The organism is Dawidia cretensis, from assembly GCF_018598175.1.
GTDB lineage: Bacteria > Bacteroidota > Bacteroidia > Cytophagales > Cyclobacteriaceae > Ohtaekwangia > Ohtaekwangia cretensis.
In genome coordinates, this window is sequence record NZ_JAHESE010000003.1 from 102,820 (window position 1) to 129,473 (window position 26,654).

Here is a 26,654-nt window from a genome sequence, read left to right on the forward strand (position 1 = left end):
GAGAAGATTATTTCTGATGTATAAATCGATAAAGGTTCGGAATGAAAGGGACAAGTTCCCGAGGAATTTCATTAAACGAGATAGCCGTTTTTGTGCCTGGTTCAACATCGGCAATGTGTCTCAGAAAGCCTTCAGAGGAACAACGTAATGAAACTAGATCAAATAATTGAAAGGTTGTATCCAACAAGCGCAGACTGGCTATAAATCTCTCCCGAATAGTGTTGTTATCCACACCATGCCCGCCCGTGAGGACTCTTTGTTTTACTCGTTGAAGAGAAAGTTGAATATTTTCCAGAAAGACATACTGTAGCTCGATCCTAAAATCGTTCTCCTTAAAAGCTTCAATTGTGGGGATGATAGCTTCCGTGTGGTAATTTGTTTCAAAAGCGAAATTAGATCGTGTAAAAAGAGCAGCTTCTCTTTGCATGATGAATAAATCGTGCGTAGCATCACGAGCGCCCTGTCTTACCAGTGGATCATAGGAAAATATGCTCCAACGTAAATCGAGTTCTTTGTCAAAGTCGAACGAGTCGATTCCAAGCTCAATGAGCAATTCTTTGCTATAGGTAGATTTTCCGGCCCCATTGGGTCCAGCAATGATCGAAAGTGTAGCCAACGTTAATAGAATTTAATTGAGATAACGATTTCAAATTTTGATAGGAAAACAGAATGATATTGCTTTACTAAGCAACATCTAATAGGTTTAGTAAAGTTAATTTAAAGCAGAATTACCATTTTTTTTAGAGTGGCGAAAGATATGGCGCACACTCCTCTGGCGTTGGTAGAACCACATGGTCTACCGGGATGTGCCTAAGCTTGGATGCAATCTTATTTGCTTCTCTAGTTTTATAGAGTGACAATTTCACCCCTTCCAGCTTTGTAGGATCAACTTCAGCCTCCTCGGGCTCAATGTGCGGATCAATCGGCATATTAGCTTTCATATAACGTTTGTTTCGACTCAAAACCTTAACAAACCAAAGATACTTAAAATTCCAACACCCTATTCTCCTCTCATAACCTTTTTGCATTTTTGAGCTATGATTACCCTATCCGGAACACCCCTCGATGTACAACAAATAATACAAGCTGCCACCCGCTTGCAAGCCGGTGCTGTAAACGCCTTTATAGGAACCGTACGCGACAACGCCAAAGGCAAACGGGTACTGCGCCTGGAGTATGAAGCATACGAATCCATGGCCGTAGCCGAGATACAAAAGATTGTGGATGCAGCGGCAGTGAGGTGGCCGTTACAAGCCTATGCGATAAGCCATCGGGTAGGAGTATTGCAGCCGGGAGATGTCGCCGTAGTCGTAGCGGTGTCGACGCCGCATCGGGCCGACTCCTTTGCTGCCTGTCAGTATATCATCGATACTCTGAAAGAGACAGTTCCTATCTGGAAAAAGGAAGTGCTGGAAGACGGCGCGGAATGGATCTCTGCACATCCCTGATCGGCATGCTGAATAGGGTATTACCCAAAGATCATTATAGCCATCGATACCATCAGGACGGCGACGAGTAGACTCGCCAGCAGAACAATGGCCAGGTCGCGATGAATCGGATTGATGCTAAGCTTGATAAGCGGTTTCATGACACAGTAGAATTATAGCCCCAAGGTAATGTACACGTAGCGATAAAAGTTGGGTAAAAAGTTATCCCGACAAGGCGCGTAATAATTACCCATAAATATTTCTTTTCATAATCGGTGGCTTCTGAAATGTTTCACCCGGGTTTTATAAAATGCCGACGCCGCCTATAGCGTGTTTCGATCAATGGTCGCCGGAAAGCGGGGTAGCAACGTATCGGGTGGGGGATCACTGGCTGATTTATAGTTGTTTAGCGAAGACCAGGAAAAGTATTTCAGAATGATGTTTTTCTCGTTTGCCGGCGCGGCATTTTGCAGACCTGAATTTTGAGGGGAGGTGTACGGTCGCGGCATACATCCGGGTAAGAAGACGTAAGGTCACCGCCAGTGCGGGCATTTTTTACTATAAAATGACCGAAAAGACTTGCCAGTCTTCTCATGCAGCGATCAACACTTCTGCGTTAACGGCGGAAGTCCTTCTTTCCACCCGTTTTTTCAAGTAATTGTACTTCGCCAATGACCATGTCGTGCGAGAGTGCTTTGCACATATCGTATACGGTAAGCGCGGCTACCGACGCCGCCGTGAGTGCTTCCATCTCTACACCGGTCTTGGCGGTAACGGTAGCCTCTGTGGTGATTACGATGTTATTCTTCGCGGTGGTGATCTTCACCTGGCAATCTTCCAACCCCAGCGGATGGCAGAAGGGGATGAGCTCCGAGGTTTTCTTGGCGCCCATCACACCGGCGATGATCGCCGTCTGGAACACCGGGCCCTTTTTGGTGATCAGCTCGTTGTTTTTGATCTGTTTGAGAATGGCGCTGCCCACCGTGATCACAGCCTGGGCGCGGGCGGTACGGCGCGTAACAGCTTTGGCACTGACGTCAACCATCTTTGGGTTGCCGGCATCGTCGATATGTGTAAATTGTTTTTTAGGCATGTAACTTTCGGATCGAAAACAAAGGTAACGATAATTGCTATGGTAACTGTTCAAGACGCCACTGCCCGCATTTTGCAGGCACTGTATACACCGCGCACCGAAAGCATTCCCCTGGCGCAGGCCCACGGCCGTGTGCTGGCAGAAGAGATCGCCGCCGACCGCGACCTGCCGCCGTTTGATCGTGCCACGATGGACGGCATTGCCATAGCCTACCAAGCGTGGCACGAAGGTCGCCGCACGTTTTCCCTGGAGGGTACGCAAGCCGCCGGCATGCCATCGCACACGCTCAGCCATCCGGCGCACGCGTTCGAAGTAATGACCGGCGCTGTGCTGCCGAGTGGTACCGATACCGTGGTGCGTTATGAAGATGTATCGATCCAGGACAACGTGGCAACCATCACTGTGGCCACGGTGGAACGTGGACAGAGCATTCATTATCAGGGGAGCGATGCCCGCCGGGAAGCATTATTGCTGGAGCCCGGTCTCGTCTTGTCACCGGCGGAGGTTGCGTTGCTCGCCTCGGTGGGGAAACCTTTTGTAAGCGTGTTCGCCCCGCCGCGTGCGGCAGTGGTTTCAACGGGCGATGAATTGGTAGATGTTGACGAAACGCCGCTGCCGCACCAGGTGCGTCGCTCCAATGGGCATGCGTTGGTGGCCGCGCTGGAGGCGCTGCATGTTACCGCTTCGCTCTCACACCTTCCGGATGATAAGGACGTGTTGCAGGCTAAGCTCCGCGGCCTGGTGGAGGCAAACGATGTCATTATTTTATCGGGTGGCGTGTCAAAAGGTAAGTTCGACTTTGTGCCGGAGGTGCTCGAGTCACTGGGTGTTGTCAAGCATTTCCACCAGGTGAGTCAGCGGCCGGGCAAGCCTTTCTGGTTTGGGGCGTCGGCCGGTGGTAAAACGGTCTTTGCGTTGCCCGGCAATCCGGTCTCGACGTTTCTGTGCTTTCAGCGGTATGTCAAACCCTGGCTGCTGCAAAGCCTCGGCGTGCAGGCGGCGCCGGCATATGCGGTGCTGGCCGTGCCATTTTCGTTTCAGCCCAGGGTAACGTACTTCCTGCGGGTAAGTGTGCGAAACGAACAGGGTCGGCTCATGGCCTACCCCGACGCCGGTGGTGGCTCGGGCGACTTTGCCAACCTTAAAAATGTGACGGGCTTTCTGGAGCTGCCGTTGGAACAGACCCAGTTTCAGGCAGGCGAAGTATTTCCATATTGGCCTTTTCGCGGCTGATGCGGACTCCCCAACATTTTGCTTACCTTAGCCCCCCGAATAATTGTAAAACGAAGCTCATCACTCAAATACCGATACATCCATGTTTGATAATTTAAGTTTCAAACTCGATAAAGCCTTTCAGACCCTGAAAGGTCAGGGCCAGATCACCGAAATCAACGTGGCGTCCACCGTGAAGGAGATCCGCAAGGCGCTGATCGATGCCGACGTTAACTATAAAGTAGCCAAGGAGGTAACAGACGACATCAAGGAAAAGGCCATGGGCCAGGACGTGCTGACCTCGCTGTCGCCGGGGCAGTTGCTGGTGAAGATTACGAACGACGAGCTGACCGGCCTCATGGGCGGCCAGAGCGAAGACATCAAGATCGACGGTTCGCCGGCCATCATCCTGATTGCCGGTCTGCAAGGTTCAGGTAAAACGACATTTTCAGGCAAGCTGGCCAGCTATCTCAAGCGCCAGGGCCGCTCTGTCATGCTGACGGCCTGCGATATTTATCGTCCCGCCGCGATCGACCAGCTGAAAGTGCTGGGCGAGCAAGTAGGGGTGGAGGTGTACGCCGAGCCCGAGAATAAAGACGCTGTTAAAATTGCGAAGGCGGCGATCGAGCACGCCAAAAAAAATAATTACCGCATCGTCATTGTCGATACCGCCGGCCGTCTGGCTGTAGACGAGCAGATGATGGATGAGATCGCGCGATTGAAGGAAGCCCTGAACCCTTCCGAGACCCTGTTTGTGGTTGACTCCATGACGGGTCAGGATGCAGTGAATACCGCCAAGGCTTTCAATGAGCGCCTGAACTTTAACGGCGTGGTGCTTACCAAGCTGGACGGTGACACCCGCGGTGGCGCTGCCCTGTCAATTCGTCGTGTGGTAGACAAGCCCATCAAGTTCATCAGCACGGGTGAAAAGATGGATGCGATCGACCGCTTCTACCCCGACCGTATGGCCAGCCGTATTCTCGGCATGGGTGACGTGGTGACGCTCGTAGAAAAAGCACAGCAGGCATTCGACCAGGAAGAAGCCGCACGACTCAATAAAAAGATCCGCAAGAACCAGTTCGATTTTAACGACTTCCTGTCGCAGCTCGAGCAGGTTAAGAAAATGGGTAACATGAAAGACCTGCTGGGCATGATCCCTGGCATGGGAAAGGCTATTAAGGATATCGACATTGACGACAATTCTTTCAAGCCCATCGAGGCCATCATTCGCTCCATGACGCTAAGCGAGCGCGAGAACCCAGACATCATCAACGCGAGCCGCAAGAACCGCATCGCGGTGGGTAGCGGCACGTCTGTGCAGCAGGTCAACCAGTTACTGAAGCAATTCAGTGACATGCGCAAAATGATGAAAACCATGAATAAAATGGGTGGCGGAAAACGAGCACTTTCAGCCTTGAATCCGTTCGGGCGCTAAGAGCAGAGATTTAACAGAAATTAACATATTAAATTAACCGCTTAGGGAAACTTTTACGCGTACATAGCGTTCTCTAAAATAGTTTACAGGTAATATTTCTATAATAGTTAAGAAAATGCCTCCGCTTTGCGGGGGCATTTTTACATATTGAAACCCAGTTTTAAACCCTTTACACCAAAAACTACAGCTTTATGAAACGTGCAGCATTTTTAATGATCACTTTCCTTTCCGTCGTGTCGCTTGCGTGCGCCCAGGACAAACCTGCCAGCCCCAAGTCAGAAACTTCCGGTAAGGTAGGTGCCGCCACCGTAAAAATTACATACTGCCAACCTTCTGCCCGCAGTCGCAAGATTATGGGTGGTCTTGTTCCGTATGGTGAAGTTTGGAGAACCGGTGCCAACGAGGCGACCACGCTGGAATTTGACAAGCCGGTAAAAATAGAGGGCAAAGATTTACCCGCGGGTAAGTATGCGTTGTTCACCATCCCCGGTGAAAATGAGTGGACCATCATCTTGAACAAAGATGCCAAGCAGTGGGGTGCGTATAAGTATAATGACAAGGACGACGTGCTGCGCGTGACCGTGAAGCCCACCAAGACTCCTGCCTTTGTGGAGACTTTCAACATCAGCACCGGCAAAGACGAGGTCGTATTAAAGTGGGAAAACACGGCCGTTCCCATAAAAATAAAAGGCTAACACTGGCCCTTTCGGCAACCAGGCAAATTAACGGCCCGGAGCACGCGCTCCGGGCTTTTTTTTTATCCGGCCGGCCCGCTATATTTAAGCCACTACAATGATTCATGAAGATTCTCGGCCGTTACGATCGCGTCGACCTACCCATGTTAGGCCTGACCAACATTCATGCGAAGATCGACACCGGCGCGTATACCAGTAGCCTGCACTGTCGCCAGGCGCGGGTGGTAGACGGCCGTCTGGAATTTATTCTCCTCGACGAAGAACATCCTGAATTTACAGGCATGAAATTTTCAGTGGCCGAGTTCGAAGAACGTGATGTCAAAAATTCTTTTGGCGACCTGGAGCGACGTTTTGTGATTGTTTCAACGCTTAAAATTTTTAACGAAGAAATAACGACCGAGTTCTCGCTGAGCAACCGGGGTTCCCTTAAATTTCCGATCTTGATAGGAAGAAAGATCCTGCGTGATCGCTTCCTGATAGACGTTAAACAAAAGAATGTTTCGTACCGTGAAAAGCGGCGATTGCAACGTGCCCTGAAACAGAAAAAAAGCTAGTTCCTCTTTACCCCGATTTCCCCTATGAATATTGCCATATTGTCGCGCAATCCGAAGTTGTATTCTACCATACGCCTCAAGCAGGCCGGTGAAGCACGCGGGCATAAAGTCGAGATCATCGACCACATGAAATGCGTGCTCTTTATTGAAAAGAAAAAGCCGGTGGTATTATACCAGGGGCGGCGCCTGGATTACTTCGACGCCATCATTCCTCGCATCGGTGCATCCGTGACGTTCTATGGCGCGGCGGTTGTGCGGCAGTTTGAAATGATGAAAGTTTTTACAGCGATAGAGTCGCAAGCGCTCATACGGTCGCGCGATAAGCTTCGCAGCCTACAGATCCTTTCGCGCGCCGGACTCGACCTGCCCAAGACCATCTTCATGGACTACTCACGCGACACCGAAGGTATCGTGGAAGCCGTAGGCGGTGCGCCGGTGGTCATCAAGTTGCTGGAAGGCACGCAGGGCCTGGGTGTTGTGCTGGCCGAAAATGAAAAGGCCGCGCAATCGGTAATCGAAGCGTTTCACGGGTTACATGCGCGCATCATCGTACAAGAGTTTATCAAAGAGGCCCGCGGCATCGATATACGCGCGTTTATTGTCGACGGTGAAGTGGTGGGGGCCATGCGCCGCCAGGCAACACGCGAGGGCGAGTTTCGTTCCAACCTGCATCGCGGTGGTATCGCCACCGTGGTAAAGCTCACACGCGCGGAGAAGTCGGCCGCGCTCAAGGCGGCTAAAAAGATGGGACTGGGAGTAGCGGGTGTAGACTTGTTGCCTTCCAACCGGGGGCCGCTCATTATCGAAGTAAACTCCTCACCAGGATTGGAAGGGATCGAAGGCGCTACCAAAGTAGACATCGCGGGTAAGATCTTTCACTACCTGGAAAAGAACGCGCTTAAGAAAAAGATCCAGAAAGATCGCATCAACGCCTGACGGCCCGCCCCGTAACGGCGGGGGGAGTCGCTAATATTTGCTATCTTACGCTGTCCTTAACCTAAGCCAGCATAAATCCCGACTTTTGGTCGGGTGGGAAAACTCCTTATGAAAGACATCACGATAGCGGACCATACTATCCAGGCAGGCGAGTCAAAGACCATCAACATCAATATCGCCCGGCTTCCGTCACACACCGTTATTAACACGCCTATCTATGTATCGCGAGCCCTCGAAGAAGGGCCCGTGCTGGCACTCATGGCAGGTATGCACGGTGATGAGATTAACGGTATGGAGATCGTCCGTCGGATGCTGGAAAGCGGTTTACATCAGCCCAAACGTGGTACGGTGGTGTGTATGCCGATCATCAACATGTACGGCTTCCTGAACTACTCGCGCGAAGTGCCAGATGGTAAGGACATAAACCGCTCGTTTCCCGGCAACCGCAACGGCTCGCTGGCGAGTCGGGTGGCGTATCACATGATGCACGAGGTAGTACCCATTATCGACTTCGGCGTCGACTTTCATACCGGTGGTGCCATGCGCGCAAACTATCCGCAGGTACGCGCTGAGCTCAAAGACAAGATTAACTTCGAGCTGGCCCAGGCCTTCGCCGCACCCTTCACGATCGATGCGCCTTTCCGACCGAACTCACTGCGCAAGGAGGCTTCCCGCAAGGGTAAAAACATCATTGTATACGAAGGTGGCGAGTCCCTACGGTTTGACCAGCATGCTATCAAAGAAGGCATTGCCGGCACCCTGCGGTTGATGAAGTACCTTAACATGATTGACGACGCGCCACATCCCGAGGTGGAAAACAAAGTGATTTGGAGTACCGGATGGATCCGCGCAAAAACGCCCGGCCTCTTTCAGCCCAACGTCATCTGTGGACAGCAAGTACACAAGGGTGACTGGGTGGGAACGGTGACAGATCCTTTTGGAGAGTTTCAGGAAAAGATCCTGGCGATAGAGACCGGCTATGTAATCGGTCTGAACAATATACCTGTTATCAATGCCGGCGATGCCCTGATGCACATCGGCACCGACACATTCTGTAAGTTAGAGAGCATAGGCGACGATTAACGTGGAGGCATTCTTGGACAAATACGGATACCTGGCCTTGACCATCGGAACATTTTTCGAAGGTGAGACCGCTATCCTGGTGGCCTCGTCTCTCATTCACAAGGGCCTCTTCGAAGGGCCCTACACCATGCTCTTTGGTTTTGCCGGCTCTTTTATCAGCGACTGGGTATATTATATGGTCGGTCGGCTGAACGGTAAATATTTCATTGCCCACCGTCCGAAACTGCAAGCGCGAGTCCGGCCCGTACAGCATTTCTTCATGCGTCACAAGTTTCAGATTTTATTGACATATCGTTTCTTGTACGGCTTCCGGGTATTGATTCCGGTCATCATCGGCATGAGCCATATTCGGCCTGCGCAATTTTTAGTATACAGTGTCGTAAGCGGATTGCTGTGGGCCACAACGGTTAGCACGGCAGGCTATCTCGTAGGGCGTTTCCTAAATCTAACAACTGCCGCGTTTGAGGAAAATATACTCTTTATCGTACTGGGCTTTGCGTGCTTTGGACTGCTGGTGGGATATATTGTAAAACGCCTCGCGATGCGCGAGATGCACACGCCGTAACTCAGGCCAATAACTTCATCTCCTGAATAAGCGACGCCAGCACGCCCTCTTTTAAGGAATACGTCGATACACGAATGCGATTAAAATCGTGACGCTCCAGCAAATACCGGATCAAGCAACAAGCCACAACAATCATATCGACACGCATGTCAATCATTCCGGGCATTTGCATGCGCGCTGCGCGGTCCTTGTGAATGAGCTCGTCGTAGATTTCCCAGAAGCCCCCCAAGGACAACGGTGTTTCAATCTCCTCGGCAGTTTTGTGAATATCGTGACGAATACAGAAAATATCGCTTAACGTGTCGAAGGTGCCGGAAGACCCGACGAGCACACGGGTGGGGTATTGCTCCAATGCTTCAAACAACGGTACCAACATTGTGTCGAAATAAACATCGAGTGCTTGCATATCGGCCGGCGTGATGGGATCGTGCTGGTGAAATTTTTCCAGTAGTCGCTGCGCGCCGATCTCCAGGCTTTTTTTCCAGAAGATGGTATCGTTGTCACCGATGATAAACTCCACACTGCCGCCGCCGATATCGACTATGAGCGACCTGTCGCTTTCCAGGTGTAAAGCCGACTTCACACCATGGTAAATAAACTCAGCTTCACGGTCGCCGGATATAATATCAACGTCCAGGTCCGTGAGGGCCTTGATGCGTGCCACCACCTCGTGGTTGTTGCGGGCATTGCGCAACGCGCTGGTGCCAAAGGCATACACTTTTTGCACACCGGCTTCTTCAATGATGTTCTTGAAGCTTTGCATGGCCAGCAGCGCGCGGTGAATACCCGCTTCGGTAATATAGCCTTCGTTAATGCCGCCCATACCGATTTTCACGGCCAGCCGGTCGCGCGAGAGAACATGGTAGCCGCGTTCATCCGCCCCTGCCATAAGCAGGTGGAACGTGTTCGTTCCCATATCGATAATGGCGATTTTTGCGTACATGGGGTGGTTAGAAAGGGCGTGAAGATACGAATTTCCGGTTATAGGTTTGGACTCTCTACTTTTTCTATCTTTAGGGAATTAACCCAAGGACATGCCCAAACAAGTAGTTGAAGAACCCTCCCTCCAGCAGAAGTTTGCCGAGCTCGAACGTAAAAATCAGGAAGCCCTCGTCGGTGGAGGCGAAAAACGCCTCGAGCAACAACACGCCAAAGGAAAGCTCAGCGCACGTGAGCGCATCCTTTTATTGGTAGACGAAGGCTCTTTTGAGGAACTGGGAAAATTCGTCATGCACCGTAGCAAAGACTTTGGTCTTGATAAAGAATATTACCTCGGCGACGGTGTCGTAACAGGGTACGGTACGGTAAACGGCCGGCTCATCTATGTGTTCTCGCAAGACTTTACTGTCTTCGGTGGATCCCTGTCCGAAACACATGCCGAAAAAATCGTGAAGATCATGGAGCTGGCCATGAAGAACGGCGCCCCGGTCATCGGCTTGAACGACTCGGGTGGCGCGCGCATTCAGGAAGGCGTCGTATCACTCGGTGGCTATGCCGATATATTTTACCGCAACACCCTGGCCTCGGGGGTAATTCCACAAATCTCCGCCATCATGGGCCCCTGCGCAGGGGGTGCCGTATATTCACCTGCCATTACCGACTTTATCCTGATGGTCGAAAAGACGTCGTTCATGTTTGTGACCGGCCCCAACGTTGTAAAGACGGTGACCCACGAAAACGTTACGTCGGAAGAGCTCGGCGGTGCCTTTACGCACAGCTCTAAAAGCGGCGTGACACACTTTGCCTGTGCAAACGAGGTAGAGTGTATTACCTATATCAAAACGCTGCTGAGCTATATTCCGCAGAACTGCGAAGACGATGCACCGCGGCTTCCCTATACACCTGGAAATGAAAAACGCCCGGCGCTGAATAATATTATACCGGCTAATCCCAACCAGCCGTACGACATGCGCGAGGTAATTGCCGGCGTAGTAGACGATGGAACGTTCTTCGAAGTGCATAAGAACTTTGCAGAAAACATTGTGGTGGGCTTTGCCCGCATCGCCGGCCGCAGCATCGGCATAGTCGGTAACCAGCCGGCGTCGCTTGCGGGCGTGCTCGACATCGATGCGAGCGTAAAAGGCGCACGCTTTGTACGGTTCTGCGACTGCTTTAATATACCACTGCTGGTATTTGAAGACGTGCCCGGCTTCCTGCCCGGTACCGACCAGGAATGGAACGCGATCATCACCAACGGTGCCAAGCTGCTGTATGCCTTCTCCGAGGCCACCGTGCCCCGCGTGACGGTCATCACCCGCAAGGCCTACGGCGGTGCATACGACGTCATGAACTCCAAGCACATTGGTGCCGATCTGAACTACGCCTGGCCTACGGCCGAGATCGCTGTCATGGGTGCCAAAGGTGCTGCCGAGATCATCTTCAAAAAGGAAATTGCCGAGGCAGAAGACCCCGCGGCGAAATTGGACGAGAAGGTGGCCGAGTACACACAAAAGTTCGCAAACCCTTACCGCGCCGCACACCGCGTATACATCGACGAAGTGATCTACCCCGACCAGACCCGCGAGAAACTTATCCGGGCGTTTGCCATGCTGGAAAACAAAGTCGTGGCACAGCCAAAAAAGAAACACGGAAATATACCGCTGTAGGGGTTATAACGGCAGGGTGTCACTCGTTTTGAAGATACGAATCCTATACCGATAACACGAGTCTATGACTTCACGTAGAAAATTTATTAAACTGACGGCCCTGGGTGCTGCTGCCCTGCCGTTTGCGAAATCAGCACTGGCCCACCCGTCGGCTGCTTATGGCGCTAAGCCCATTGTACTATCGACCTGGAATTTTGGCCTGGGCGCCAACGTGGAGGCATGGAAAGTCCTGTCCACCGGCGGCCGTGCGCTTGACGCCGTAGAGGCCGGTGCCCGCGTGCCGGAGGCTGATCCCAAAGAGACCTCCGTCGGCCTGGGCGGCTTACCCGACCGCGACGGCCATGTGACGCTCGATGCCTGTATCATGGATGAACATGGCAACTGCGGCTCTGTAGCGGGCCTTGAACACATTGTACATCCTATTTCCGTAGCCCGCAAAGTGATGGAGACAACGCCCCATGTCATGCTGGTTGGCGATGGCGCATTGCAGTTTGCACTGGCCAATGGTTTTAAGAAAGAAAAGCTGCTGACGAAAGAATCCGAAAAGGCGTGGAAAGAGTGGTTGAAAAAAGCAGAATATAAACCGGTAGCCAACATCGAGAACCATGATACCATCGGTATCATTGCGCTGGACGCCGCCGGCAACGTGTCCGGCGCCTGTACCACCAGTGGCATGGCCTATAAATTACATGGTCGCGTAGGCGACTCGCCCATCATTGGTGCCGGTCTGTATGTCGACAACGAGGTGGGTGCTGCCACGGCTACGGGAGTAGGTGAGGAGGTGATCCGCATCGTGGGTTGCCACCTGGTAGTAGAGCTCATGCGTCAGGGCAATTCACCGCAGGACGCGTGCCGCCTGGCAGTAGAGCGGATACTCAAAAAGAATCCGGAAAGAGCCAAACAAGTGCAGGTCGGATTTCTGGCCGTGAACAAACAAGGTGAATATGGAGCCTATTGTTTGCAAAAAGGCTTTACCTACGCTGTCCACACGGCTGACGGAAACCAACTTTTTGATGGCAAGAGCCACTTTTAATCCATGCCCTGAAAAATCCGGTGTAGGAGTTTGAAGGTAATGGTAAAAGAAATATCTTTGGTAAAGTTCGTTATAAACCAAACGAATGCTGGCTTATCGAAAGTAACGCCAGTTAAAAATTTTGTCTTACCTAAACCTAGTCCTATAGAGAGTCTCCGTAACCGGGGACTCTTATTTTTTGCCCTTCCGGGTCGCTTTTCCCTATTTTCGGCCCCAGCAAAACGACATACATGAAAATCGAGATAGTAGCGTACAACATTGATTCTGCCCTCAAGGCGCAGGAAGGCGGCGCAGACCGCATTGAATTGTGTGATAGCCCCGGCGACGGAGGAACCACACCGTCGCACGGAACCATCGAAGTAATACGCCAGCATCTGAACATCGATGTGTTTGTGATGATTCGCCCGCGCGGCGGTGACTTTCACTATAACAGCTATGAGTACCACGCCATGAAGCGGGATATCTTACAATGTCAAAAGCTAAGTGTCGATGGCGTTGTATTCGGCATACTAAATCCTGACGGCACAATCGATAAGAAACGCTGCCGTGAGCTGATTGAAAAAGCGCGGCCGCTTAAAGTAACATGCCACCGCGCGTTTGACATGACCCGCGATCCGTTCGAAGCGCTGGAAGATTGTATTGAAGTGGGCTTCGATCGCATTCTTACCTCGGGCCAGCAACCCAAGGCCTTGCAGGGTGTCGACCTTCTGGGCGAGCTCATAAAACGTGCCGCGGGCCGCATTGCCATCATGCCCGGCTCGGGTGTAAATGAAGAGACCGTACAAGACATTGTCCGCAAGTCAGGCGCCCGGGAAATACATTCGTCTGCCGTGGCGTACACCACCAGCGCCATGGAGTACAAGAACCTGGCCATCGCCGGCATGGGCTCTGAAGAAGGCGCTGAATTTAAACTACGCACCGTCGACCCGCAGATCGTTCGCAACTTGCGTACGCTGGCGGAGAAAGTATACTATACCGGTGTATAAAAAAAGCGGTGTCGATTGAATCGACACCGCTTTTTTTATACCTACCAGCCGAATGGCCTAGTTTTTCTTAGCCTGAATCGGGAAGGTTCCAAACTGTCCCACGGCCATGTTACCACTAAAGGTATCACCCGTAATAATGGCCTTTACAAGAATCATCATAGTGTTACCGCCAAACGATACTTCGTATTCCAGCGACAGCTCGTTGCCATTGACTTTCACAGACGACAACGGCAGCTCCTTATTGAAGCGTTTGTTATTGATCGTGCCGCTATATACCTCGCCTTCCTTCTTGATCACCAATGTGCCTTCGCCGCCTTGTGGAGAATCAACAGTATAGTTCCATGAACCGGTAGCATCTATTTGCGCTGCGGTATCCACGGGTGCCAGCGGTTTAACAGGAACTGTCGGAGCGGTGCCACTGCCGCGCTGTGTGCCGCCGCCCTGGCCACCACCGCCTCCACCTTGCATACCACCGCCCATGTCGCCACCACCACCTTCTTTCAGGTCGTCGTTGTTGATAGAGCGACGGCGCTTCGGTCTCGAGTCGACGCTCATCTTGCCAATGCGGTAGCTGAAGTTAACACGGAAGCTCATGTTACGCATGCTGGTCATGCTGTTGCGGTCGATCGTCGGCGTATGCACTTCGCTGCGGATCTTGAACTCCGGCGTAAAGAAATTCTCCGCGCCAAAGCCTACACTGCCTTTCTTATTGTTGAAGTCTTTCTTCATGCCCAGGCTATAGATACCAAAGCCGCCCTGTGTGCCCTGAAGCTGTACCTGGCGTCCGCGGTAGAAACCAAAGAATTGGAAGCCCCAACCTTTGGAGAGATTATAGCTGCCAAATAAGCGATAGCCCATTACCCAACCCGAGTTGGTAGCGTTCGACTGCGCATCGTTCGTACGGTTCTTCAGCATAGAGTAGAACAAGTCTGTACCACCATTCAGTGACAGCTTGCCGACGTTTACGTTCGCGAAGAAGTTCAGACCCACGGCATCTTCCTGACCGATGTTACGATAAGTAGTGCGTACGGTGTCAGGGTCGGCTGGATTATTGCCGATGACGTTGCGTACGTCCTGGATCGCGTTGTTCGTATTACGCCAGAAGGTTGAGAAGTTTAACGTAGTGCCGCCGATAAACGTACTATACGAAAGCTCGTAATTGTTTGTATACTCCGGATCCAATGTCGGGTTGCCTTCGGTAATATCATACGGGTTTGAAGCCTGGATGTTCGGGTTCAGGAACCGGATGGACGGCCGTTGAATACGACGGTTATAGGCGGCCTTCACCGTTTTGCCGTTTGCAAACTTCTTCGATACGTTCACGCTGGGCACCAATGCGCCATAGGCGGGAATGTCGATGTTGTCTTCGGTTTGGGTATACGCATCGATGGTTGTATACTCATACCGTGCACCGCCCTTGAAGCTATAATTGCTGGGGGTTGTATAGGTGTACGACAGATAGCCTGCTACAACGTTCTGATCGTAGTTCAGGTTGTTGGATAAAGAAGAATTTGCCGATGGTATGTACGTGCCGTCGCCTTCGATGTCTATCAGGTAAGTATAATTGCTGTATACTTTACGCATAATGTCCTTTCCACCAAATTCCAGCATTTGATTGGTGCTGATCGGAGTTTGGTAGTCTACCTGAAAGGTCATTTCTTCGTTATAGCTGTCGTTGTCATTTTTAAAGCCCGACCGCGCCGCCGTGCCATCCTGCTCGCGCAGAATGTTCTCAAAGAAGTTTGTGCGATTGTTGATGCCGTAGCTACCCATGATGCTCAGCTCGCGCTGAGGTTTTTCATACAAGTGCGTAAACGTAACGTTCGCGTCGATGGAGTTGGAAAGATCTTCAGACGTAGCGTCCCGCAAGCTGCTGGTCACGCCCTGGCTGTTGGTGATCTGGCTGAAAAGGTTGTCTTGAAAGTTTGTACCGTTACGTGCGCCAAAGCGCACCGACGCCGTCATGTAGTTTTTGTCATTGATGTCGTAGTCCCAGCCCAGGTTGTAGTTGCCAAACAGTCCGCGGTTGCGGGTGTCGGCACTTTGTATGTTAGTAACGTCGCCATCGGCTGATTGGGTCACCTGGTCGCTTTGAAAACTACCTTTCACATTATAATTTGAACGGCCCCAGCCACCCAGCGAAAAGCCCATCTTGCCGCGACGGAAGTTTCCATTCAGGCCCAGGTTAGACCCGCGCGTACCCACGCCGGCGTCTACCCCTAACGTCAGTCCTTCCAGTGTATTCTTTTTCGTAATGATGTTGATGATACCGGCAGAACCTTCTGCATCGTATTTAGCAGATGGGGACGTGATCACTTCGACGGATTTAATCTGGTCGGCGGGAATTTGCTTGAGCGCATCGCCCACGCTGGAGGCCATGATCGTAGAGGGTTTGTTGTTGATCAACACCCGCACGTTCGAGCTGCCCCGCATCGTGACGTTGCCGTCCAGGTCTACCGACAGCATCGGCACGCGCTTCAATACATCGGTACCATCGCCACCACGGGCGGTCTGGTCGTTCTCAGCATTGTATACGGTGCGGTCGACGCGCTCCTCGATCAGTGCCTTCTGTCCTTCGACGACCACCTCCTTCAGCACTTTGGTGCCGGTGCTGAGCTTGATCACGCCCAGGTTGACCTCATCCTTTTTTTCCGGTACAGTGATCTGCTTGACCGTTTGAGTTTCATAGCCAATAAAAGAAACGATCACATCGTAGGTACCCGGGTTCACTTTGCTGATCGTAAACTTTCCTTTGTCATCGCAGACGGTACCGTCAAGCGGCGTTTCAGTGCCTACTGCTACCAGCGCTACCGTCGCGAATTCAACGGGCTGTTGGGTTTCGGCGTCGAGCACTGTACCGGTAATCTTGCTTCCCGCAATAGGCTTGCTGGCCCCAACCGCTACACTGCCTCCACCTTGGCCCTGCGCAAACACACCGGCATGGAGCATAGTGATCACCAGGAAAAAAAGTGCTTTTTTCATATTAAATCTCTCAGGTAAATTGTTAAAAGGGATGTGGGAAATCCGTTATTTCATAGGTCAACGGCAAAGGAAATCTTTTGTTAGTGGCCGCCGATACGTATTATACCAATGGGCTGATTGCTTCGACATTCCGGGTAAAAACTCGACTTTCCCCAAAAGTACGGACAACCCGGCGCACCGGTCGATGAATTTCCGCCAACGGTAGAAAAATGTGAAAAAGACCATACCCGCGCCGTACGATGCCGTAAATTTATTGCGTTAACCCGCAGCATGCAATCCTTCTTTCAACGTCACCGTGTTCTCCTGCTGCACCTTTCGTTCTGGTGCGCCTACCTGTCGTTTTTCATCTACCAATTTTCATCGTTCCGCCACCGCGAACGCGAAGTCGAAATGTTGGAAGTTTTTACCCAGGCGGGCTTCCACGTGGCGTTTAATATGGCCGTCGCCTACTTCAACTATTTCATTGTTCTACCACGCTTTCTCAAACACAAAAAGACCGGCCGCTACCTGCTTGAATTTTTTATTCCTTTTGCCATTCTCACGTTCGGACGCGTACACTTGCAACGCTACCTGGCCGACGGCTACACGCACAAAGCCGGTTATTTATACAGTACAACGTTTGTGGTGCAAGTTGCAGCCACCAGTCTCTTCGTCGTCATCTTCGTGGCTATGCTGCGCTTCTTACAAGAGTGGTTTGAATTCGAATCCCGTAAAAAGGCCGTCGAAAATGAAAAGCTCATTTCCGAGCTCAACTTCCTTAAAGAGCAGATCAATCCCCATTTTTTGTTCAATACGCTCAACAACCTGTATTACCTCGCTTATTCACAATCTCCCAATACCACCGAGGTCATTGCCAAGCTTTCGCAAATGATGCGCTACATGATTTACGAAACTAACCACGCCGATGTGCCGCTGATGAAGGAGATTGAATACATGGAAAACTACATCAGCCTGGAACGCCTGCGCCTGAACGGGCAGATTCCCATCGGCTTTGAGGTACACGGCGATGTACAGAACGTACGCATCACGCCCCTCATCTTTATTACATTCCTGGAAAATGCCTTTAAACATGGCATCGGCGCAAGTCCCGGCGATGCGTGGATCAAGGTTAGCATCCGCGTCAGCGGCAACGAATGTACCTACACGGTAGAAAATAGCAACCATGCCGTCACCGCCAGCGAGCACGGCAAGTCCGGCATTGGATTGCAGAATGTTCAGCGTAGATTAGCCTTAAGCTACCCGGGTCGCCATACCCTCACCACAGAGAAAAGTGCCGACCGCTATACGCTCACACTAAAAATCACCCTGGCATGAGCATCACCTGTCTGATCGTCGACGACGAGCCCTTGGCGCGCAATCTGCTGACCGACTATGTAAGCAAGGTGCCTTCACTACAGTTGCTGCAAGCATGTGCCAGCCCCCTGGAGGCGATCGATGTATTGCGCTCCAACCCGGTGGACCTGTTGTTCCTCGACATTCAAATGCCCGAGATCACCGGCATCTCGCTGCTGCGAACGCTACAGAAACGCCCCCTGGTCGTACTCACAACAGCGTACTCCGAATATGCCCTGGAAGGGTATGACCTCGACGTCGTAGACTACCTGCTTAAGCCTGTTACGTTTGAACGTTTTCTACGTGCAGTCGAGAAAGCCGGCCAGCGCTTAATACCCACCACCACGCCACCATCCGTGCAAACACCGCGCACAGAGCCAACCGAGCAGCAACCCTTTGTATTTGTGAAGGACGGCACCAAGTTGGTCAAGGTACGTTGGGCCGATATATTGTATGTGGAGGGACTGAAAGACTACGTCACGATCCACACCCGCCAGCAAAAGATTGTCACGCTGCAGCGCCTAAAAACATTGGAAGAACAATTACCGGCCGATAAATTTATTCGTATCCATCATTCGTATATCGTTTCGGTAGACGCCATTGATGTCGTGCACAAAGGTGAGGTGCAGATTGGCAACGTGACCCTGCCCGTAAGCGACTCGTATCGAAAGCAGTTTAAGGATTTCACAGATCGGAATCAGATGATGTAAATACCCGCCTGGGTTCTTCTCGTGAAGTTTTGGAAATGTTTCCAACGGGCCGGATAAAGGGGGGATGAGCTAGAGTCAAGCTAGTGTTAACCTAGACTTATGCTAGTGATAAGCTAGTCCTGAAAGGACTAGGACAAATGGTGGTTAAATCCCGTTGATGGTGCAGAAGAGTCTACCCTGGTTGGCGCCAGTCGGTTCAAGCGGATATAAAAATCCAGGTTTTAAACTCCTTCGCTTTTTTAAACTCCCTGCGCATTTTGGTTGATAGCCAAATTAAAATATATTTGCGCTCGCTTTTTCCGGAAAGCATCATTTTCGGGGGATTAGCTCAGCTGGCTAGAGCGCTTCCATGGCATGGAAGAGGTCATCGGTTCGACTCCGATATTCTCCACAAAAAGAGGTCCCAGGGCCTCTTTTTTTTGTTTTGCCCCGAACAAAACACCTGCTCCGGGCTATTCTGTCCTGCATTTATTTTGACAAAGCCAGTCTCGCCGGCACAATGCAGCTTTTCCCCAAATTGTCAATTAATAGCCGTACCTTTGCCGCTTACTGAAAAAAATTAATGAAATCTTTTGAATCCCTGGGCCTGTCCAGGGGACTGGTGGAGTCGGTGCAATTAATCGGCTTCGAAACACCTACTCCCATACAGGAACAAGCCATTCCCGTCCTGTTGAATGGAAACCGTGATTTTGTGGGTCTCGCCCAGACGGGAACCGGTAAGACTGCCGCTTTCGGCCTGCCGCTGCTCGACCTTGTAGACGACAAGAGCCGCGACACACAAGCCCTGGTGCTTGCCCCCACACGCGAGCTTGGTCTGCAAATCGCCAACGACCTCGAGAACTTCTCCGAAAAAGTAAAGCGTTTTAATATCGTCGCCGTGTACGGTGGCTCTAGCATTAGCGAGCAGATTCGTAAAGTGAAAAAGGGCGCACAGATTATCGTTGCAACGCCTGGTCGCCTCATTGACCTGATTGACCGCAAGGCAATTAACTTGAGCACTATACGCTTTGTTGTACTCGACGAGGCCGACGAAATGCTCAACATGGGCTTTAAAGACGACCTTGATAAGATCCTGTCGTTTACGCCGAAAACTAAATTCACCTGGTTGTTTTCCGCTACCATGCCCCGCGAAGTGCGGGCCATCATGAAAAACTACATGACCGACCCGTTCGAGCTGACGGTCGGCGAGAAGAATACTGGCAACGTAAACATCGAGCACCAGTACGTCCTCATTCAAGAAAAGGATCGGTACGCAGCGCTCAAGCGCATTTTGGACTACACGCCCGAAATATTCGGCCTCATCTTTTGTCGCACACGCATTGACACCCAGAAGATCGCCGAGAGTTTAATGAAAGACGGCTACAACGCCGACTCACTCCACGGCGATTTGACCCAGCAGCAGCGCGATCGCGTGATGATTAAATTCCGTCAGCGTAGTTTACAGATCCTGGTGGCGACCGACGTAGCCGCCCGCGGCATCGACGTAGATGATATCACGCACGTTATCCACCTCAACATTCCGGATGAGATGGAATTCTATACCCACCGTAGCGGCCGTACGGCGCGCGCCGGTAAAAAGGGCATATCCATTGCCATGATCTCCAAGCGTGAGCTCAACAAGGTGAAGCATATCGAAAAGACGCTGAAGTCGCCCTTCAAGCGGATGATGATTCCCACCGGACAGGAAGTCTGCCAAAAGCAGTTGCTGGCCCTGATGAACCGCGTCCACGAAGTAAAGGTGAACGATGCGGAGATTGCCGAGTTTTTGCCCGCGATCGAAGAGCAGCTCGCCGACCTCACCAAGCAGGAGCTTATAAAACGATTCGCGTCAATCGAATTTAATCGATTCCTTGATTACTACCGCAATGCGCCCGACCTGAACGCTAAAGGCGAGCGTGGCGAAGGAGCATCTGCAGACGAGAAGTATATATCCTCCGGTTCCCGTCTCTTTATCAACCTGGGTAAGATGGATGGCCTCGATGTGCCCGGCCTGCTGGAGCTGGTGGACGAACAAACAGGTCTTGGCAAGAAAGACATCGGTCGGATTGATTTGAAAGGCGCATATTCGTTCTTTGAAGTGGAGAAAGATCAGGCTGCTCGCGTGGTCGAAGCCCTGAATGGTGGTACTTACAAAGGCCGCCCCGTACGGGTGGAGGTGACCGATGGTAAGGAATCTTCGGGTGGCGGCGATGGCGACAGGCCGTATAGAAAAAGCAAAGGTAGCTATGGAAAAGGTGGCGGCAGCTATGGCAAAGGACCCGCCCGCACTGGCCAAAAGAAACGGTGGTAGTTCTATCCGCCTGTCTGTAACATAACAAAGCGCGCTGTCCTACCGGGCAACGCGCTTTGCTTTTTACCCTTTCCGGTCGGCAGGAAAAATACTGAAGTGCAGCAGCTCGGTGTGCCGGATCACCGATACGTTTGTGGTGGTTAAGATGGCGCGGTGGCTTAGCTCCTTGAAAAGCTCATGCGAGCTGTTGATCACCTTATCATTAAAGGCGATCAGTATATCGCCTTCTTGTAATTGCGAGCGCGACGCCGGCGAGTTAGGCTCCATGCGTGTAATGAACAGTCCGCGTTTATTCCGCAGGTCGTGGTGCTGCTTCACCTTGGGATTGATGGCTACTTCTTGCAGCATCACACCCAGGTAAGCTTTAAATACCTTACCATCGCGCAGCAGTTGTTGCGCGATCTCTTTCGCCGTATTGATATCAACGGAAAAACTCAGTCCTTGCGCCCCTTGTATCACCGCCGTGTTGACACCGATCACATCACCTTCCGTCGTGATCATGGGCCCGCCGGAGTTGCCGGGGTTCAAGGCCGCGTCGGACTGAATAACATTATCGATCAACCGCCCCGACTGTGTTTGCAACGTGCGCCCTAAGGCACTGACGACACCCGTTGTAACGGTGTGCTGGTATCCATAGGGATTGCCAATGGCGATGACCAATTGGCCGATTTGTAAGTGCTGCGCATCCCCCAGGCGCGCTACCGAATATCCTTCGCTATAGATCTTGAGAATGGCCAGGTCCGTGTCAGGATCTTTACCTACCAAAAAGCCTTCGATCTCGTTTTCGTTCAGCAGGCTCACCATGATCTTTTCGGCGCCGTCTACGACATGGCTGTTGGTAAACACCAGTCCGTCCGACGAAAAGATAAAACCTGATCCCGACCCTGCGGCCCGTAGTACACCCTGCGCGTCGCGCTTAAACACATCGATCTTTACCACGGCATTTTTGGTCTTCTCCACGGCGTCGATGATCATTGTCGAAAAAGCATCCATATCGTATTACATAATGTGAGAGAGGGGGACGTCAAATTCGCCGCCAGCAGTTCTTTTCGGAAAGAATGGCTCGCCGCCAGGGCCTTTTACGCCACTTTGGCCGCGTACATCGGGCGACGCCATCGACAGATTGGCCTGGATTTCTTATGCCAGGGACAAAACGGGGTTCTTTTTCCTCATAATTTTACTTCGAGATAACGTGTCGTATTGATTTTTTTCTATATTGCAATGGTTTGCGAACAATGCTGCAAACGATAGTGTTTTTATCTGTGTATGACCTTATGGCTTTTAAAGGCATGGCGCAGGAAAAATGCTGCAGCACGAACTCGTAATCTCTTCATGTCTTTAGTCTGCTTTGGTCGTACGCCCACGCGTAGTATTTATTTTTTGGACCTAACCTTTTTTATCTACTATGAAGCAGATCAATGTTTATCATTTTCTGGGCCTGGCGCTCATGTTTGCAAGCTCTGTGATCTCTATGGCGCTGCTCGCCATCATGATTTTTTAACCAGTCTTGCGCGGTCTAATCAAGTATATTTGGTGTTGGTTGTACACCGTATCTTTACCAGGACGCAACAATCCGTTCATAAAAGTTTAATGCCAGTATTAGGGTGATTCTCTATCTTGCCGCATGAATTTAACATGCATGCAAAGAATCATTGTACTAGTGCTGGTGACCCTGGCGAACACTGCCTGGGCTCAACCGGGCGCAACGACAAAACCCAAGCTTGTTGTGGGTATTGTAGTCGACCAAATGCGCCAGGAATACCTCTCTCGTTATTACTCAAAATTTGGTGACGGTGGATTTAAGCGCCTGATGGGCGATGGCTTCATGCTGCGCAACGCTCATTATAACTATGCACCTACCGTAACGGGCCCCGGTCACGCTTCCGTATATAGCGGCTCAACTCCCTCCATACACGGCATTATCGGCAATGACTTCTACGATAAAGATACCCGCAAGACCGTTAACTGCGTGCAGGATTCGACACGCAAAGCGGTTGGTGCAGACGGCAATGGCGATGTATCGCCCTGGCGCATGTTGTCATCCACCGTCACGGACGAGTTAAAGCTCTTCACTCAGAAACGCGCAAAAGTAATCGGCATCTCTTTCAAAGACCGCGGTGCCGTATTACCGGCCGGCCACATGGCCGACGGAGCCTACTGGTTTGATGGCAAGACAGGCACCTTCATGACCAGTAACTACTATATGACTCAACTGCCGGCATGGGTAACAAAATTCAACTCACTCAACCTGCCCGCGCAGTACCTCAACCAAACGTGGAATACCCTGCTGCCTATCGCGCAGTATACCGAAAGCGGTCCCGACGATTCGCCGTATGAGAAGAAGATCGGCGGCAAATCCAAACCTGTGTTTCCCTACGATTTGCCTGCTCTTAGAGGTAAGAGCACAAGCTATGATCTGCTCTACGTAACGCCTTTTGCGAACGACTTCCTCACCGAAATGTCGAAGGCCAGCCTGGCGGGCGAGAGTCTCGGCAAAGACGATGTCACCGACTTTCTTTGCATCTCGTATTCAACAACCGACGCCGTCGGCCATGCCGTTGGCCCGCAAGCTGTGGAGCTCGAAGATATATACCTTCGCCTCGACCGCAACCTGGCAGACCTGCTCAAGACCCTCGACAAAGAAGTGGGCGCCGGCAAGTATACCGTCTTCTTGACGGCCGATCACGCCGTAGCCGACGTACCCCAATACCTGAAAGACAGCAAAATGCCGGCAGGCTACTTCAGCAACGAATTTGCGCAGGCCAAGCTGGAAGGATATTTAGAGAGCTACTTCCCCGGTCGTAAGATTATTGCCGGCATCGGCAACGAACAAGTGTTCCTCAACCACGACGCCTTCCAGAAAGACCCGAAGTCATCGGGCATAGAAATGATGATCGCCAGCGAGCTGATCGGCAAATATCTGATGACGATGGACGGCGTAGCCAATTATTATACACAGGCTGAGCTTCGGCAGGGCAGCTATGAAGAGAAAGGCATCAAGGGCATGATCATCCGCGGGTATAATCCCCGTCGTTCGGGCGACATCGCCATCGTGTTGCAGCCCGGTTGGTTTGAGTCGGGTTCGATTCAAGGCACTACCCACGGCTCGCCCTACACGTATGACACCAACGTGCCGATCCTCTTCTATGGCGCCGGCATTCGCAAAGGCACGTCCGCGCGCTACCACACTATTACCGACGTAGCCCCCACCGTATCGCTCTTGCTCAACATCAAGTTTCCCAGTGGCTGCACGGGTCAACCCATCGAGGAGCTGTTTGAATAACCGGGTCGCGCGCGGTAAGACACCTGCGGCCAAGCCCGCCCGCCCTGCCTCCGGCACGGCAGGCGGGCTTTCTTTTTGACCGAATTTATTACCTTGTGGCCCGAAACAGCATATTCACTATGGATAAAAAAAGCAAAGAATTCCTGTACGAGTACCTGAACAATGCATCCCCGACGGGTTTTGAAAGCTCGGGCCAACAGATCTGGCTGGACTATATCAAACCCTATATCAGTGACCAGATCGTGGATGTATATGGCACGGCCGTAGGAATTATCAACCCCAAGGCAACGTATAAGGTGGTCATCGAGGCGCACGCCGACGAGATTTCCTGGTTCGTAAACTACATCACAGACGACGGCTACATCTACGTACGCCGCAACGGTGGCTCCGACCACCAGATAGCTCCCTCCAAGCGTGTAAACATTCATACCGAGCGTGGTATGGTAAAAGGTGTATTTGGCTGGCCCGCCATTCACGTACGCGATGCTGCGCGCGAAGAGGCACCCTCGCTGAAGAACATTTTTATAGACATCGGTGCCGCCAGTAAAAAAGAAGTAGACGACCTTGGCATACACGTGGGCTGCGTCATCACCTTTGAAGACGAGCTGATGGAAATGAACAAACATTGGCTCGTAGGTCGCGCGCTGGACAACCGCATGGGGGGCTTCATGATTGCGGAGGTAGCGCGTCGCCTGCACGAAAACAAGAAAAAATTGCCCTACGGCCTGTACGTGGTAAATGCTGTACAAGAAGAAATCGGCCTGCGGGGCGCGGAAATGATTTCCCGCCGCTTAAAGCCTGATTTGGCCATCTGTACCGACGTCACGCACGACACCCAATCGCCCATGTATAACAAGCGTGAAAGTGGCAACCTGAAGGCTGGAAACGGCCCTGTGGTGTGCTATGGCCCCGCTGTGCAGAATAACGTGTTGAAGATGGTAATTGAGACCGCTCAGAAGCGTAAGATTCCTTTCCAGCGCCAGGCTGTATCGCGCTCAACGGGTACAGATACCGATTCTTTTGCATATTCTGCCGAAGGAGTGGCCTCTGCGCTCATTTCCTTACCTTTAAAATATATGCACACTACCGTGGAAATGGTGCATAAAGACGATGTCGAAAACGTTATCAACCTGATTTACGAATTCCTGCTCCAGCTCAAGCCTGGCCACGATTTCCGCTATATTAAGTAATCCTGGGCGAAAAACTTACATCGCTAAGGTAAGCTTCTGAATAGGCTCTTCCAGGCAGCTGGGGGAGCCTATTTTTGTACTGTAGAAATCAAACAACCTACAGGATGACTAAAAAAATTCAGGTTCTGGTACTCGCTTCCTTTCTGGTTTGCGGAAGCGCCTTTGCTCAAGATAGGCCCATGCACGAGGTATACTCCATGATGGTCTTTAACTTCACACGGTACGTACAATGGCCCGATCAGGCGGCCTCAGGTGAATTTGTAATTGGTGTAGTCGGCAGCAACGAGATTTACAAGACACTGACAGATTGGTACGGCGGCAAACCCCGCGGGACAAAAACGTACGTGATCAAGAAATTCAACTCTGCTGCAGAAATTACCGATTGCCATGTTCTTTATATAGACAAGGCAAAGAGCGGTGAGTTTGACGTTGCCAATGCAAAAGTAAAAGGCAAAGGCACGCTGGTGATCACCGACAAAAACGGTTTAGGAGAGAAAGGAAGTGGTATCAACTTCAAGACCGTAGATAACAAACTTAAATTCGAACTTAATCAGAAAGCGATAGAAGCGTCAAACTTGAAAGTTTCCGGTTCGCTTTCTTCCATGGCGATATTGATTTAATGGGTTGTTTGGAAAGCCTCGGGGGTTACTCCCCGGGGTTTTTTCTCATTAATTCGTAGATTGGTAGTATTCCCTAAACTTTAGTCTATGAAACGCCTTGTTTTAATTGCCATCGCAACAATTATTGTTGCGATCAGTGCCAAAGCACAGGAACGCCCGCCGCACGAAATCCACTCTGCGATGCTGTACAACTTTATTAAGTATGTGCAGTGGCCGAACGAAGGGGAGGCCGGAGAGTTTGTTGTAGGAGTTATCGGTGATGATAACGTCTTCAATACACTCAAACAGTGGTACGACGGGAAACCCAAAGGGAGTAAAAAATACGTGATCAAAAAGCTCGGCAATCCTGCTGAAGCCGCCGACTGCCAGGTCGTGTACGTCGGAAAATCAAAGAACAGAGATTTTGATACTATTAAAAATAGCATAACCGGGAAATCTGTCCTCACCGTTACGGATGGGAACGGTCTCGGTCAAAAAGGAAGTTGCATCAACTTCAAGGTGATAGATGGGAAGCTCAAATTTGAGCTCAATCAGACCACCGTAGGTGCCGCAAACCTCAAAGTATCAACACAGCTCAGCAGTATGGCCATACTTATCTAACGCCAAGGGAACGGAGCAGCGA

General features: G+C 51.3%; 23 protein-coding genes and 1 tRNA gene. 19 read left to right on the forward strand and 5 right to left on the reverse strand.

Going from position 1 to position 26,654, the window contains the following annotated elements:
• Positions 1-7: 7 nt before the first annotated feature.
• Entirely contained in the window at positions 8-616 is a 609-nt protein-coding gene (locus tag KK062_RS05585) for a hypothetical protein (RefSeq protein ID WP_254083271.1), read from the reverse strand.
• A 421-nt stretch (positions 617-1,037) separates the two neighbouring features.
• Between KK062_RS05585 and KK062_RS05590 the strand changes: the two genes are divergently transcribed.
• A complete protein-coding gene (locus KK062_RS05590) occupies positions 1,038-1,448 on the forward strand; it encodes a molybdenum cofactor biosynthesis protein MoaE (protein ID WP_254083272.1) in 411 nt (136 codons plus the stop codon).
• Between the two features lie 595 nt (positions 1,449-2,043).
• Here KK062_RS05590 and moaC read toward each other — a convergent pair.
• Positions 2,044-2,520, reverse strand: a complete 477-nt coding sequence (gene moaC / locus KK062_RS05595) for a cyclic pyranopterin monophosphate synthase MoaC (protein ID WP_254083273.1) — start codon at positions 2,518-2,520, stop codon at positions 2,044-2,046.
• A gap of 39 nt (positions 2,521-2,559) precedes the next feature.
• On the opposite strand from moaC, the gene KK062_RS05600 reads away from it, so the two are divergent.
• From KK062_RS05600 to KK062_RS05630, 7 genes are all read left to right on the forward strand, one after another.
• Complete coding sequence (locus KK062_RS05600; protein WP_254083274.1) at positions 2,560-3,753, forward strand: molybdopterin molybdotransferase MoeA; 1,194 nt, start codon at positions 2,560-2,562, stop codon at positions 3,751-3,753.
• An 82-nt stretch (positions 3,754-3,835) separates the two neighbouring features.
• The gene (gene ffh / locus KK062_RS05605) at positions 3,836-5,167 is read left to right on the forward strand and encodes a signal recognition particle protein (RefSeq protein WP_254083275.1); all 1,332 of its coding nucleotides are present in this window, start codon (positions 3,836-3,838) and stop codon (positions 5,165-5,167) included.
• Between the two features lie 191 nt (positions 5,168-5,358).
• On the forward strand, positions 5,359-5,862 hold the full coding sequence (locus tag KK062_RS05610; RefSeq protein ID WP_254083276.1) for a DUF2911 domain-containing protein: 504 nt from the start codon (positions 5,359-5,361) through the stop codon (positions 5,860-5,862).
• Positions 5,863-5,966: 104 nt separating this feature from the next.
• The gene (locus tag KK062_RS05615) at positions 5,967-6,416 is read left to right on the forward strand and encodes an ATP-dependent zinc protease family protein (protein ID WP_254083277.1); all 450 of its coding nucleotides are present in this window, start codon (positions 5,967-5,969) and stop codon (positions 6,414-6,416) included.
• A gap of 24 nt (positions 6,417-6,440) precedes the next feature.
• Positions 6,441-7,352 carry a 30S ribosomal protein S6--L-glutamate ligase gene (gene rimK / locus KK062_RS05620; protein ID WP_254083278.1) on the forward strand — a complete coding sequence of 304 codons (912 nt, stop codon included), beginning with the start codon at positions 6,441-6,443 and terminating at the stop codon, positions 7,350-7,352.
• 108 nt (positions 7,353-7,460) lie between these two features.
• Positions 7,461-8,435 (forward strand): succinylglutamate desuccinylase/aspartoacylase family protein, encoded by a 975-nt coding sequence (locus KK062_RS05625; RefSeq protein ID WP_254083279.1) that lies wholly within the window; start codon positions 7,461-7,463, stop codon positions 8,433-8,435.
• A 13-nt stretch (positions 8,436-8,448) separates the two neighbouring features.
• Positions 8,449-9,000 (forward strand): DedA family protein, encoded by a 552-nt coding sequence (locus KK062_RS05630; protein ID WP_254083280.1) that lies wholly within the window; start codon positions 8,449-8,451, stop codon positions 8,998-9,000.
• A gap of 1 nt (position 9,001) precedes the next feature.
• Here the strand turns inward: KK062_RS05630 and KK062_RS05635 are convergent, their stop codons facing one another.
• On the reverse strand, positions 9,002-9,943 hold the full coding sequence (locus KK062_RS05635; protein WP_254083281.1) for a Ppx/GppA phosphatase family protein: 942 nt from the start codon (positions 9,941-9,943) through the stop codon (positions 9,002-9,004).
• 91 nt (positions 9,944-10,034) lie between these two features.
• Here KK062_RS05635 and KK062_RS05640 point away from each other — a divergent pair, with 91 nt between their 5' ends.
• The 3 genes from KK062_RS05640 (at position 10,035) to KK062_RS05650 (ending at position 13,625) form a co-directional block, all read left to right on the forward strand.
• Complete coding sequence (locus KK062_RS05640; RefSeq protein WP_254083282.1) at positions 10,035-11,606, forward strand: acyl-CoA carboxylase subunit beta; 1,572 nt, start codon at positions 10,035-10,037, stop codon at positions 11,604-11,606.
• A 64-nt stretch (positions 11,607-11,670) separates the two neighbouring features.
• Positions 11,671-12,639, forward strand: coding sequence for an isoaspartyl peptidase/L-asparaginase family protein (locus tag KK062_RS05645; protein ID WP_254083283.1), 969 nt, complete (start codon positions 11,671-11,673; stop codon positions 12,637-12,639).
• Positions 12,640-12,869: 230 nt separating this feature from the next.
• Positions 12,870-13,625 (forward strand): copper homeostasis protein CutC, encoded by a 756-nt coding sequence (locus tag KK062_RS05650; RefSeq protein ID WP_254083284.1) that lies wholly within the window; start codon positions 12,870-12,872, stop codon positions 13,623-13,625.
• A 57-nt stretch (positions 13,626-13,682) separates the two neighbouring features.
• Here KK062_RS05650 and KK062_RS05655 read toward each other — a convergent pair whose 3' ends face one another.
• On the reverse strand, positions 13,683-16,607 hold the full coding sequence (locus KK062_RS05655; RefSeq protein WP_254083285.1) for a TonB-dependent receptor: 2,925 nt from the start codon (positions 16,605-16,607) through the stop codon (positions 13,683-13,685).
• A gap of 270 nt (positions 16,608-16,877) precedes the next feature.
• On the opposite strand from KK062_RS05655, the gene KK062_RS05660 reads away from it, so the two are divergent.
• The 4 genes from KK062_RS05660 to KK062_RS05675 all read left to right on the forward strand — a co-directional run bounded on the left by KK062_RS05660 (position 16,878) and on the right by KK062_RS05675 (position 20,939).
• Positions 16,878-17,921: a sensor histidine kinase gene (locus KK062_RS05660; protein WP_254083286.1), complete on the forward strand. Its 1,044-nt coding sequence runs from the start codon at positions 16,878-16,880 to the stop codon at positions 17,919-17,921.
• Positions 17,918-18,649: a LytR/AlgR family response regulator transcription factor gene (locus KK062_RS05665; RefSeq protein WP_254083287.1), complete on the forward strand. Its 732-nt coding sequence runs from the start codon at positions 17,918-17,920 to the stop codon at positions 18,647-18,649. Before KK062_RS05660 ends, KK062_RS05665 begins: the two co-directional genes overlap by 4 nt.
• A gap of 317 nt (positions 18,650-18,966) precedes the next feature.
• A tRNA-Ala gene (locus KK062_RS05670) sits at positions 18,967-19,040 on the forward strand.
• A 171-nt stretch (positions 19,041-19,211) separates the two neighbouring features.
• Positions 19,212-20,939: a DEAD/DEAH box helicase gene (locus KK062_RS05675; RefSeq protein WP_254083288.1), complete on the forward strand. Its 1,728-nt coding sequence runs from the start codon at positions 19,212-19,214 to the stop codon at positions 20,937-20,939.
• 63 nt (positions 20,940-21,002) lie between these two features.
• Here KK062_RS05675 and KK062_RS05680 read toward each other — a convergent pair whose 3' ends face one another.
• Positions 21,003-21,932: a S1C family serine protease gene (locus KK062_RS05680; protein WP_254083289.1), complete on the reverse strand. Its 930-nt coding sequence runs from the start codon at positions 21,930-21,932 to the stop codon at positions 21,003-21,005.
• Positions 21,933-22,578: 646 nt separating this feature from the next.
• Between KK062_RS05680 and pafA the strand changes: the two genes are divergently transcribed.
• From pafA to KK062_RS05700, 4 genes are all read left to right on the forward strand, one after another.
• Positions 22,579-24,222 carry an alkaline phosphatase PafA gene (gene pafA / locus KK062_RS05685; protein WP_254083290.1) on the forward strand — a complete coding sequence of 548 codons (1,644 nt, stop codon included), beginning with the start codon at positions 22,579-22,581 and terminating at the stop codon, positions 24,220-24,222.
• A 119-nt stretch (positions 24,223-24,341) separates the two neighbouring features.
• Positions 24,342-25,412 (forward strand): M42 family metallopeptidase, encoded by a 1,071-nt coding sequence (locus KK062_RS05690; RefSeq protein ID WP_254083291.1) that lies wholly within the window; start codon positions 24,342-24,344, stop codon positions 25,410-25,412.
• 104 nt (positions 25,413-25,516) lie between these two features.
• On the forward strand, positions 25,517-26,032 hold the full coding sequence (locus tag KK062_RS05695; RefSeq protein ID WP_254083292.1) for a YfiR family protein: 516 nt from the start codon (positions 25,517-25,519) through the stop codon (positions 26,030-26,032).
• Positions 26,033-26,119: 87 nt separating this feature from the next.
• Positions 26,120-26,632 carry a YfiR family protein gene (locus KK062_RS05700; RefSeq protein WP_254083293.1) on the forward strand — a complete coding sequence of 171 codons (513 nt, stop codon included), beginning with the start codon at positions 26,120-26,122 and terminating at the stop codon, positions 26,630-26,632.
• Positions 26,633-26,654 lie beyond the last annotated feature (22 nt).

Coding starts and splice junctions, on each gene's coding strand:
- KK062_RS05590 (WP_254083272.1), top strand. CDS start 1,038: ATGATTACCCTATCCGGAACACCCCTCGATGTACAACAAATAATACAA.
- moaC (WP_254083273.1), bottom strand. CDS start 2,520: ATGCCTAAAAAACAATTTACACATATCGACGATGCCGGCAACCCAAAG.
- KK062_RS05600 (WP_254083274.1), top strand. CDS start 2,560: ATGGTAACTGTTCAAGACGCCACTGCCCGCATTTTGCAGGCACTGTAT.
- ffh (WP_254083275.1), top strand. CDS start 3,836: ATGTTTGATAATTTAAGTTTCAAACTCGATAAAGCCTTTCAGACCCTG.
- KK062_RS05610 (WP_254083276.1), top strand. CDS start 5,359: ATGAAACGTGCAGCATTTTTAATGATCACTTTCCTTTCCGTCGTGTCG.
- KK062_RS05615 (WP_254083277.1), top strand. CDS start 5,967: ATGAAGATTCTCGGCCGTTACGATCGCGTCGACCTACCCATGTTAGGC.
- rimK (WP_254083278.1), top strand. CDS start 6,441: ATGAATATTGCCATATTGTCGCGCAATCCGAAGTTGTATTCTACCATA.
- KK062_RS05625 (WP_254083279.1), top strand. CDS start 7,461: ATGAAAGACATCACGATAGCGGACCATACTATCCAGGCAGGCGAGTCA.
- KK062_RS05635 (WP_254083281.1), bottom strand. CDS start 9,943: ATGTACGCAAAAATCGCCATTATCGATATGGGAACGAACACGTTCCAC.
- KK062_RS05640 (WP_254083282.1), top strand. CDS start 10,035: ATGCCCAAACAAGTAGTTGAAGAACCCTCCCTCCAGCAGAAGTTTGCC.
- KK062_RS05645 (WP_254083283.1), top strand. CDS start 11,671: ATGACTTCACGTAGAAAATTTATTAAACTGACGGCCCTGGGTGCTGCT.
- KK062_RS05650 (WP_254083284.1), top strand. CDS start 12,870: ATGAAAATCGAGATAGTAGCGTACAACATTGATTCTGCCCTCAAGGCG.
- KK062_RS05655 (WP_254083285.1), bottom strand. CDS start 16,607: ATGAAAAAAGCACTTTTTTTCCTGGTGATCACTATGCTCCATGCCGGT.
- KK062_RS05660 (WP_254083286.1), top strand. CDS start 16,878: ATGCAATCCTTCTTTCAACGTCACCGTGTTCTCCTGCTGCACCTTTCG.
- KK062_RS05665 (WP_254083287.1), top strand. CDS start 17,918: ATGAGCATCACCTGTCTGATCGTCGACGACGAGCCCTTGGCGCGCAAT.
- KK062_RS05675 (WP_254083288.1), top strand. CDS start 19,212: ATGAAATCTTTTGAATCCCTGGGCCTGTCCAGGGGACTGGTGGAGTCG.
- KK062_RS05680 (WP_254083289.1), bottom strand. CDS start 21,932: ATGGATGCTTTTTCGACAATGATCATCGACGCCGTGGAGAAGACCAAA.
- pafA (WP_254083290.1), top strand. CDS start 22,579: ATGCAAAGAATCATTGTACTAGTGCTGGTGACCCTGGCGAACACTGCC.
- KK062_RS05690 (WP_254083291.1), top strand. CDS start 24,342: ATGGATAAAAAAAGCAAAGAATTCCTGTACGAGTACCTGAACAATGCA.
- KK062_RS05695 (WP_254083292.1), top strand. CDS start 25,517: ATGACTAAAAAAATTCAGGTTCTGGTACTCGCTTCCTTTCTGGTTTGC.
- KK062_RS05700 (WP_254083293.1), top strand. CDS start 26,120: ATGAAACGCCTTGTTTTAATTGCCATCGCAACAATTATTGTTGCGATC.